The organism is Paenarthrobacter sp. 10L420, from assembly GCF_056395385.1.
Genome location: NZ_JBFTJK010000044.1, coordinates 1 through 9,505, shown reverse-complemented (window position 1 = coordinate 9,505; position 9,505 = coordinate 1). Strand labels below are relative to the sequence as shown.

At 60.9% G+C, this 9,505-nt stretch carries 11 protein-coding genes; 9 read left to right on the top strand and 2 right to left on the bottom strand.

Annotated features, from left to right (window positions below):
- From AC1DD5_RS25460 to AC1DD5_RS25425, 8 genes are all read left to right on the top strand, one after another.
- The coding region (locus AC1DD5_RS25460; protein ID WP_477523100.1) for a citrate/2-methylcitrate synthase at positions 1 to 513 on the top strand (513 nt) is incomplete at its 5' end.
- A gap of 59 nt (positions 514 to 572) precedes the next feature.
- Positions 573 to 1,172: a nuclear transport factor 2 family protein gene (locus AC1DD5_RS25455; RefSeq protein ID WP_477520298.1), complete on the top strand. Its 600-nt coding sequence runs from the start codon at positions 573 to 575 to the stop codon at positions 1,170 to 1,172.
- The gene (locus AC1DD5_RS25450) at positions 1,172 to 2,101 is read left to right on the top strand and encodes an alpha/beta hydrolase (protein ID WP_477523099.1); all 930 of its coding nucleotides are present in this window, start codon (positions 1,172 to 1,174) and stop codon (positions 2,099 to 2,101) included. The genes AC1DD5_RS25455 and AC1DD5_RS25450 overlap by 1 nt, the downstream gene beginning before the upstream one ends.
- A 666-nt stretch (positions 2,102 to 2,767) precedes the next feature.
- A complete protein-coding gene (locus AC1DD5_RS25445) occupies positions 2,768 to 3,109 on the top strand; it encodes a YegP family protein (protein WP_477523098.1) in 342 nt (113 codons plus the stop codon).
- A gap of 490 nt (positions 3,110 to 3,599) precedes the next feature.
- Entirely contained in the window at positions 3,600 to 4,964 is a 1,365-nt protein-coding gene (locus AC1DD5_RS25440) for an MmgE/PrpD family protein (protein ID WP_477523097.1), read from the top strand.
- 1,102 nt (positions 4,965 to 6,066) lie between these two features.
- Positions 6,067 to 6,396: an SDR family NAD(P)-dependent oxidoreductase gene (locus AC1DD5_RS25435; RefSeq protein WP_477523096.1), complete on the top strand. Its 330-nt coding sequence runs from the start codon at positions 6,067 to 6,069 to the stop codon at positions 6,394 to 6,396.
- 14 nt (positions 6,397 to 6,410) lie between these two features.
- On the top strand, positions 6,411 to 6,692 hold the full coding sequence (locus AC1DD5_RS25430; protein ID WP_477523095.1) for an SDR family NAD(P)-dependent oxidoreductase: 282 nt from the start codon (positions 6,411 to 6,413) through the stop codon (positions 6,690 to 6,692).
- Positions 6,629 to 6,841, top strand: coding sequence for a hypothetical protein (locus tag AC1DD5_RS25425; RefSeq protein WP_477523101.1), 213 nt, complete (start codon positions 6,629 to 6,631; stop codon positions 6,839 to 6,841). The genes AC1DD5_RS25430 and AC1DD5_RS25425 overlap by 64 nt, the downstream gene beginning before the upstream one ends.
- Before the next feature lie 438 nt (positions 6,842 to 7,279).
- On the opposite strand, the gene AC1DD5_RS25420 is transcribed toward AC1DD5_RS25425, so the two are convergent.
- Positions 7,280 to 8,425: an acyl-CoA dehydrogenase family protein gene (locus AC1DD5_RS25420; RefSeq protein WP_477520293.1), complete on the bottom strand. Its 1,146-nt coding sequence runs from the start codon at positions 8,423 to 8,425 to the stop codon at positions 7,280 to 7,282.
- 117 nt (positions 8,426 to 8,542) lie between these two features.
- Complete coding sequence (locus tag AC1DD5_RS25415; protein WP_477520292.1) at positions 8,543 to 9,073, bottom strand: nuclear transport factor 2 family protein; 531 nt, start codon at positions 9,071 to 9,073, stop codon at positions 8,543 to 8,545.
- A 236-nt stretch (positions 9,074 to 9,309) separates the two neighbouring features.
- Here AC1DD5_RS25415 and AC1DD5_RS25410 point away from each other — a divergent pair.
- A partial coding sequence (locus AC1DD5_RS25410) for a hypothetical protein (RefSeq protein WP_477520291.1) occupies positions 9,310 to 9,505 on the top strand: 196 nt, incomplete at its 3' end.

Here is a 9,505-nt window from a genome sequence, read left to right as displayed (position 1 = left end):
ACCATCGGTGATCACCATGGCGGCGCCGGAGAACAGATCGCCGGGTGGCTCCGGGAAGCCGTAGCCGGCGTCCAGAGCACCGGAAGCCATCGCCCCGACGAGATCCGCGCGAAGGCAAAGAGTTTCGTGTCCGAGCGACGCGCCGCCCGGGAACCGATCGAAGGATTCGGGCACCCGCACCACGACGTTGACCCACGAGCGCCTCTGCTGATGGGGATTGCCGATGAGTATGGGGTCTACGGCGATCACTGTCTTCTGCTTGAGTCGATCGAGGCGGAGTTGGAAGCAGCCGTGGGACGGCGGATCGCGATCAACATCGACGGCGTCTCCGCTGCGCTGCTTTTGGACCTCGGCCTCGATCCCCGCCTGGCACGTCCCATCCTGATGACTTCACGGACGTTGTCTCTTGCTGCGCACTTCATCGAAGAGCAGGACCAGGGTCAGAAATGGCGTCACGTCCCCGGCAGCCAAGTCACGTACACCGGGCTACAACATCTACGCACAACCGAATAGACATCTCGTGCAGGACTGGGATCTTACAGAAGGCATAGAACGCCATAAGGAGGTGCACCATGACACTGGACTTCAACACCGTTAACGTTAGCCCCCGCATTGAGGCAGGGTCGGAACTACTGCACGTGCAGCGGTTGGCTGATGTGCAAGCAATCCGGCAACTGGGTGCGATCTATCCGATCCTCGTGGACAGCCACGACTTGAACGCCCTTGTCGACTTGTTCGCGCAGGACGGCACTTTCCTGCGTGCCGGACATGTGCACACAGGTCGCAAGGAGTTGCGTGAGTTCTTCGCTCAGATTATGCGCACCTACTCCATGACCGTCCACAGCGTTCATTCGCACGTGGTGGACCTGGCGTTGGGTGCGAAGACAGCGGTCGGTGTGCAGATGGGGCATGGAGAGGTTGCGATCAAGGGGCAACGATGTCTCGCAGCGTATCGCTACGACGACGAGTATCGCTGGGTCGAGGGCCGATGGTTGTTCGCTCGCCGACAGATGCGTTATGAGTACTTTTCGTCCCACGATGCTTTGGGTAGTAGCCTCGCCGGTCGCCAGCGCGTTCGCGTTCCCGGCGCCGCCCCGCGGGACGCAGAGATTCCGGAGGAGCTGCCTAGTCATCTGGGTGCACAAGCGGCTCGCAACGAAAGGGTTCAATGATGGCGGAGACCAATTCTGTAGTTTCAACTCCCCTCGACCGGGCCAAGGCGATGCTGGAGCACGCACTGCCGGCCCACGGTGGGGGAACACTGGAGGACCGCCGCGAGGGCTATGAGGCGGTGCTCGCACGGCTGCCCATTCCCGAGGACGCATCGATCACCGCCGCCACGTACGGAGGCGTCGACGGGTACTGGGTCCACGCCGCTGGCGCCTCTACCGGACGGATCGGCGTGATGCTGCACGGAGGCGGCTACATCATCGGATCGGCCAAGGGCTATCGTGCGTATGCTGCGGAGGTGTCACGGGCAACCGACGCGCGGGTCTTCGTGGCGGAGTACCGTCTGGCCCCGGAACATCCGTTTCCGGCGGCCCTCGACGATGCGCGAAGCGTCCTTGCTGCCGCGATCGACGAAGTTGGGCCTCAGTCATGCTTCGCAATTGGAGACTCTGCAGGCGGGGGACTGGTGATCAGCTCCTTGTGGGATTTGCACCGCACAGGGGCGACACTCCCGGGCCGCATCGTCCTCGTGTCGCCACTCGTCGACCTGACAGTCACCAATCCCAGCTACGAAGAGCGCGCAAACATCGACCCGGTCGTTTCGCGCAAAGGCATTCAACGCGCTGCCGGTCTTTACCTGGGCGGGCGAGGACCGGATGAGGTGCCGGCAGCGTTCCCGATGCTGTCCGATCTCGGCTGGCTCCCGCCTTGCCTATTGCTCGTGGGGGGTGCGGAGGTCCTGCTGGACGACTCACGCAATCTAGCGGAGAAGCTTGAGCGGGAAGGGGCGCGCGTCGAATATCGCGAGTACAACGACATGGTGCACGTCTGGACGCTGTTCTCGTCATTCCTGCCTGAAGGACAGGAAGCGCTGGAGCAGATCGGCGCATTCGTGAACACAGAGGCCTCTGGCACCAGCCCTGGTTACTGACGCGGTACGGAGTCGAAATCGAGCACCCGTCCCGCCGAATCAACCGGCACAGCCCACCAACATATTGCATCAGATGAATGAATCATGCAATTAATGCAGAATGCCTGCAATTTGTGGGTCAGGCGCCAATGCTTGCCGCCTCCACAGTGCCTTGAACCAAGTGGTCTTTACATGGAAGGGCTGTTGGCCGGTGCGCCACCAGACGGCCTGGATCCCAGTAACGGCAAAGGATTTCAAGGTCCAGCAGCCGAAATCGGGGATTGCGTAATCAACGGCTGGTCGATCGCCTGTGGGGTTTCAGCCAGTCCTTTCCGTCCATGGACGCAATCAGTGTTTTCATCGGTCCACCTCCATGCGCCACTATTAGTTGACAGCCGGGGGAGAGGTCAACATTTGTGTGACACACTGCGAGGCGCCGAGGCCGTCTCGTGAACTCCCCGAGGAAAGTGCGCCTGTACTGGACGCGAGAGCAGGTGATCACTTCGACTGGATGCCGGTCAAAAGCTTGCGCTGGCAAACATTCCCACGGGAAACTCGAGGAACGCATGCTGAATTGATGAAAATTTGGACCGCGGGATCCGGCAGGGAAAACGGAGGCAACGATGCCCCGTGCCTGCTGGGGCGGCAAAGATGCGGCCTCAAGATCCCGCAGACCAAAGGATCGCAATGGCAGGAATGTTCGAACTCTTTGTCGACCCGGAATCAGCGTTCAGGTTTCGGCTGACCGCACCCGATGGTACTGTCATGGCAGTTTCCAAGCCCTTCGATACCAAGTCCGATGCTGTTGCCGGCATCGCCGCCGTGCGCGAATATGCCGGCATGGGCCTGATCACCGATCACTGCACAACATCCACAAATGCCGCACCGACGGCCACCTGGACTGATCCTGGCAGTCAAACTGATCATTCCCCGCGCATGCCAAAGATCGACTTCCACACCCGCGCTAGGGCGCTTCGCCGGGCCGTCTCCGGGCCGCGCTGGGCCGGGGCAATCCACAACCTTTCCTGAGCGCCGGGGATGGGCGCCGAGACCAGTCTTCCGAACCGCTACGCGGGCATCTTTGATGAGTCAACACGCTCTGTTGGACATCGTATTCAGGCCTGAGTTCTGGTGAATGTCGCGACCGCGATTCCTCGGGAAGGGGATGGGGTGCTGGCATCGACGTCCGTTCTGAATATGATTCCACGGTCGTGAGGACGCGGACATTGTGGCTCGCCTTCAGCGCACTGCTGTTGCACCGGTACCCAATTACCGCGACCAGTTTGTCAGGCAGTCCGGTCATATCTCCGAAGTTGTCCCCGCCGGTGTAGTCACGCGTCGTTCCTGCCGGAAGCGCGTGAGGCTCTTGAAGGTATCGGCACGTTCGTCAACGATCACGTCTCAGCGCCCTAAACGCGCCGACGCCGGTCGAGTCCTGTCGTGTGTGTACGCGGCGGGCGCTACGTTGGATACGATGCCATTTGTCCTTGACTATTCCTCTTACGTTTGATGCAATTCGATGGTGCGAACAGATGAGACAAGCGCTGACGGCTTCACCGCTCGGGTAGCTGAAGAAGTCGCCGCGATGAGTTATGCAGACCTGCCACCGCTTGTTATAAGTAGAGCGCGCCACGTGTTGCTCGACTGGCTCGGCGCGGCGATGGCAGGCTCTGTGGAGCCAGTGGGGCGAATAGCGCAGGGGATTGCAGCCGAAACCGGATCGCGACCGGTCGCCACCATCATCGGAACGCAACTGCGCACGTCACCACGCGAGGCAGCAATGGCGAACGCTATGGCTGCGCACGCACTGGACTTCGATGACTCCAGTTTTTGGATGGATGGACACCCGTCGGCGGCGGTCGTATCGGCGGCGGTCGCACTGGGTGAGGCTTTACAGTCAACCACCGGACAGGCCGTGGCAGCGATCGTTGCCGGACTGCAAGGACAGGCCCGCATTGCTCTCGCAACAGGATCTTCCGCCTACGAGAACGGCTTCCACGGCACCGGCATCTACGGCACGTTTGGCGCCGCAGGGGCATGCGCGCATCTCCTCGGCCTCGATGTAAACGGTTTCGAGCGGAGCTATACCCTCGCGGCCACGCAGGCAGCGGGGCTCAGGCGCACCTTCGGAACAATGAGCAAACACCTGAATGCGGCGAACGCTGCCTCCGGGGGCATGCTCGCAGCGCAACTGGCAGCGAAGGGGTTCACTGCACCCACGGACGGAATCGAAGGACGGCAGGGGTTCGTCTGGACGCACAGCACCACCTTTGACCCATCTCGTCCGCAGGCCGTCATGGGAGATCGCTGGGCGATCGAGTCAGTTCTCTTCAAGCGACACGCCAGCTGTCACGGTACACACTCGACCATCAATGGAGTCGCCCAGCTACGCGCCGCACATACGTTCACCGAAAACGACATTGCCGGCGTTCGCCTGTTTGTTCCCGACAAGGTGACGGACATCTGCTGCATCAGCGACCCTGTTTCAGGGCTAGAGGGCAAATTCAGTGTGCGGCATGCTGCCAGTATCGCTCTCGCAGGCCTGGACACCGGTCCCGCTGGATTTACTGACGCAAGCGTGCATGACGCACGACTTGTCGCCCTACGCCAGCTCGTCACCGTGTGCCCGGAGGTCGGCCGGCAGTTGACGGCCCCGACACGCGTTGAGATAACGCTTCATAACGGACATGTTCTGGAAGCGGAAGTCGATGCGTATCAGCCCACACCAGATTCGGAACTGGGAGCCGAGTGGGAGGCCCTCAAGAGCAAGTTCATTTCTCTCGCGAGTCCAGTCATCGGCACTTCGGCGGCGCGCGACGTGGTTGGCAGCATCGAGCGACTTGATCCGGATCGCACGATCGGACAACTGCTCAACCTCGAGTAGCGGTGCGGTCCCGGGGACGATGTGTCAGAGAGTGAGCTAGCAGAGGCTCTCCGAACCGGAGCCACCTGACCAGAAGCTGCGTGAGCGCTATTCTTTTGCTCAAAAACATGTGATCAGTGTCCAAAACGACGCTTGTCAAGTGTTTCGCCCCGGCGTCGTTAAGCGCACTCGTGATCGAATAATGCGCCAGCTCGACGGGAGTCACAGTGTCCTGTGAGGCCGTGACGAGCAGTAACTTCTTGCTCGCCAATTTCGTTGCCTGAGTAATGATGCTGAAACGGTCGGCGTCTTCCGGGGCGCATTATCGAAAGTCTCTTGCTGATGTCCACCCGACCTGCGGTTTCCTCTCGAATGCAATCCGAGAAGTCCTCCAAACCGCTGCGAGCTCACGATGACAGTCACCCTTGGCTCAGCCGGTGCGCCAGCCAAATGCTGGCGTGCGCACCGCTTTCGTTGTTGATGAAATGTGTGGACGCAATGCTCCGCAGGGAATCTGGGATCACATGTCGAGGGGTCCTGGATTACGACCTCTTCCTCGACCGCACCGTGAGACCCGATATTCATCTATCACTCCTCAGTGACCCAGAGTTGCCTGAACCAACATTGTTGACAATGCCGAAAATTGTTTGATTCCAGATCGCGGTTGATCGCTGTCACTCTTCGCCTTCGGATCGACGCGGGTCAAGTTTGGGTGATCCCTGTGGTCCTTCGGGGTCGGGGGGTATGCGGTGAGGGCGTGGAGATCGGCGTCGGTCACCTCCTCGGAGCTGGGCTCGCCGGCACGGCGTGCGGCGGTCGAACCGGGCGTGCACGGCCTCGGCGTCGGGCTGGTCGAAGATGTCCCGGGCAGGGTCTTCACCCACGGATGCGGTGAGGGCGTGGAGGTCGGACCGGGAGGTAGGACGGAGAAATCGCGGGGAGTTTCCGTAGATGGACTTCCGCGCTGGCGCCGCCGAAATGATCGCGCTGTTCGGCGAGCAGGATCGAGTCCCTGCCGAGCAGGGGTGACCCAGCACGCGTGGCCTGCGTTGTGACTTGGGAATCGATTGTCCCGGGATGAGCTTCCTGAGTTCGACGACCAACCCAAAGGAGAATCATGGATTTGAAGGGCACGACTGCGCTGGTCAGGGGAGCCGCATCCGGACTGGGCGCGGCAACCACTCAGGCACGCCTCGCCGACGGTGTCACTGTCGTCGATATTGATCTGCCCTCCTCCATCGAGCAGGTGCCCATCCAGGACGGACTGACCTTTATCGCTGCCGATGTCACCAGTGAAGATGAAGTGAGGGCAGCGCTCGACGCGGTAGGGGGGGGCGGGGAACTGCGCCTCGTCGTCAACTGCGCAGGGATCGGGCCTTCACGGCGGATCCTGTCGTGCCGAGGCACGCATGATCTGGCGCTCTTCCAGCGACGATCGACATCAACCCTGTAGGGACGTTCAATGTGATGCGTCTGGCTACCGAAAGGATGGGGTCGACGGCATGCGCGGATGAGAACGATCAGCGCGGGCTCATCATCAACACCGCTTCCGTTGCCGCGTTGGAAGGGCATATCGGGCAGATCGCCTACTCGGCATCGAAGGGCGGAGTCGCGGCGATGTCGATCGTCGCTGCTCGAGACCTCGCCCGGTCTGGCATCCGGGTCGACACGATCGCCCCGGAATCGTGGACACGCCGATGCTCGCTACGGTCTCGGAAACTTACAGGGTGGGCCTGGCTGAGGCAGTAGTTTTCCCCAAGCAACTGGGGCGACCCGACGAGTTCGCGCAACTGGTCCTGATGCTTGCCGAACACGACTACATCTACGGCGAAACCGTGCGAATGGACGGCGCGCTCGGGTGGTACCTCAGTAACCGTCGGGGCAGCAAAGAAAATTGACGCAGCGTCAAGGGTGCACGCATCGAATTCGGACAACCAGGAGTGCCGCGGGATCGGATCTGGCGTCGATTCTGAGTGGAACGAAGACGGCGACCAGTCGACTGGCCGCCGTCTTCGACCTCGAGCAGGAGCCGATCTCGAGGCTTGGCAGCGATACGAGATCATCGGTTCCGGCGGCGAGGGCCCTGCGCTCATCGGGATCGACGAAATCAGAATCCTCCGCCTAGCAGACGTCGGGCAAGACGTATCAAGCGCGGAGTGCGGTTCTTTCGAGAGCGTCGACGACCGGCGGAGGATGCACGTTCAGGGTTGGCAGTCGTTCACGTCGGCAATCCGGGATGCGACGTGCGACCCTAGCCGGACAATAACTGACGACACACCCGTGGTTTCAGGTTCCTCCATCAGATCGGGTGACCGGGGTCGGCGCCGGTCGGTGCCTCAGGGCGACCCCGGTAGCGCTCCCGGCATATCAAGGAGACTTGCGACGGTGGAGTAGTGCATGTCGGTTGTGCATTCTCCGATCAGGAGCCCGGCGGCGTCGCGCAGGTAGATTTCGATCCCTTCTGAGGTCTGATACCCGCGTCCACCGTGCAGGGTCATACAGGTGGTCGCGACGTCGAATGCCATCTCGGTGAGGAAGGGCTTCAGGAGGTGGTCCAGGACAGGGTCACCCTGGCCGGCCTGAACGAGCTGCGTTGCATCGTAGAGCATCGATCGACCGGCTTCGATGTTCTGCTTCATCCGCACCATCTTGTGCTGAAGTGCTTGCATCGATGCCAGTGACTCGTGGTTGAACGTGCGCTCTCGCAGGAATGCGTCCGTCTTTTCCCACACACCCTCGGCGAGCCCTAGTGCCATCGCTGAGATGGGGTGCGTCGAAACTTTGCTTGCACCCGTCACGTCGGTGAGCTGGCGGTCTTTCACCAGAACGCTCATGTCGCGCACACGTTCCGCCGGTACCCGTACGTCCGACATTTCGACACGGCCCCAGGGCGCACCAACGCCCATCTTCGGCATCGCGGTTATCGTCAAGCCGGGCTGATCGGTGGTAAGCCAGAACAGGTGCATATCGCCGTTGACCAGACCCGAGACGCCCATCACGTCCGCGAAAGTCCCCTGTCCTGCGAAATGGCGGACGCCGTTGAGAACATACCCATCCCCTTCGCGCCGCGCCAGATCCGGGTGCTCGCTGTAATTGGCATAACCGGCAGGGTTGGTCGATGCGAAGGATACGGTCGTTTCGCCGGCTAGTGCACTTCGGGCCCAGCGCTCTGCCACGGCCGGCGTACCGACCATGTTCACGGGAATGTTCATCTGCATCATCGCGCTCAGGGCGACGCCAGGACACTCGCGTGAGAGTTCTTCCATGACGATAACCATCCCCATGACACCCATCTCGTCGCCGCCGAGCGACTTCGGTGCAAACACGCGCAAGATGCCGGCGTCGCCCAGGAGCCGGTTCATCTCTTTGAGAAATGGGGGGTTGCCGTAACCCTCCAGTCTGCGTGGGCCGAGGGTTTCGCGTGCAAAGGTTCGTACCTTGTCGCGAATCGCGAGCTGGTCCTCTGTCAGGATTCTGGACATGGGGCTTGGTTCCTAATCTTCGTCATGCCGACCTGGCATCCCTGCTGGATGTCGTGTCGGGCCGTAGTCGGTGACGCCCCCACGCGAGAAGCTGCCTGCTGCCGACGAGTGCCTGCTTTAGACGCACTCGACCCGCTGGCGTTCGAGCTTGAAGGTATGGATGTACCAGTTGCCGTCGTCGAGTCGGACGTAGGTTTCGTGGTAGGCGCCGATGTTGTGCATGTGTTTGACCGGCCTGCCGACCGGGAACCAGTGGTAACTCTCGAACCTGAACCTCGCCGTGGCGGTGCTATCCGAGGTGAGCACGATGTAGGGATCCATGATGTGGTGAACCATCACGTGATCGTCGGGGACGTCGACGTGCGCGGCGAGAATCGCATCGCGGCCGACCAGGGGCCACTCGGCTTTTTCGGCAGACTGCTTGAAGTAGTCGGACACGGTGCTGGGGACAGGGTCCTTGGTGTAGGGCTGAAGCGGATTCGGGAAATCGCTTTCGTCGAAGACTGCATCCGGAGCGAACACCGAAGCGAAGTCATCCCACTTGTGACGATCAGCACTGTACGCGTACTTGCTCTTCACCTGCTTGATCTGCTCCATGGCGAAGAGTTGATCGGCGATACTCATTGTGAGTTCGGCGGACGCTGTCATTCTTTCCTCCCGGTTCGCACACGCTGGCGCCGAGTGGCGTCCCAGCCGGCATGTGGGCTTCTTTCTATCAGTCCCCTGCGGCAGGGTCAAGCGAACCATAGAATCGAATGCAGGCGGTAGTGGTATCGGATTCAGGAACTACATGGTATCGTATGCAGGAATGATTGGGCGGGTGGCCGCTTGGGTTCGTTCCGGGGCCACGGATGAGTGTGCTAAGTCGAGGTGAGTTCTTGTCAATGAAGACGGATGAGATGGTGGGTGTGCCTTCGGAGGCGGTGGATGATCGTGTGGACAAGTGGTCAACACCGGTTTTGAATGATGAGAATCGGTTGAAGTTGGCGACGTTCGCTACCAATATGCGTGGGAGTGTGACGCTTGCCAATGTGGAGGGCAAGGTCCTGGGCAGTTGGGAGGAGAGCCTTCGGTTGGCGC